Below are 262 nucleotides of genomic sequence, written 5' to 3'. Positions count from 1 at the left end.
CGTGGGTGGTGTATGTTTAGGTAACAAGATTGCGCCTATTTTTTTCAATACAATGGAAGACTCGGGTGCGTTACCAATCGAATTAAATGTTGATGAATTCAACATGGGTGACCAAATCGACATCTACCCTTATGAAGGTGTTGTGAAACGTCATGGTACTGATGATGTGATCTCTACATTTGAACTTAAATCAGAGGTAATTTTAGACGAAGTTCGTGCTGGTGGTCGTATTCCATTGATCATTGGTCGTGGTCTTACAGAC

General features: G+C 40.5%; 1 pseudogene. It reads left to right on the top strand.

The window, feature by feature from the left end:
- Positions 1-262 (top strand): annotated as a pseudogene (locus AAEY62_RS23090) (bifunctional aconitate hydratase 2/2-methylisocitrate dehydratase); the annotation flags it as partial.

The organism is Pseudoalteromonas sp. GW168-MNA-CIBAN-0100 (assembly GCF_040309225.1).
Classification (GTDB): Bacteria; Pseudomonadota; Gammaproteobacteria; order Enterobacterales; family Alteromonadaceae; genus Pseudoalteromonas; species Pseudoalteromonas arctica.
This window is presented reverse-complemented; position numbering and strand designations above follow the sequence as displayed.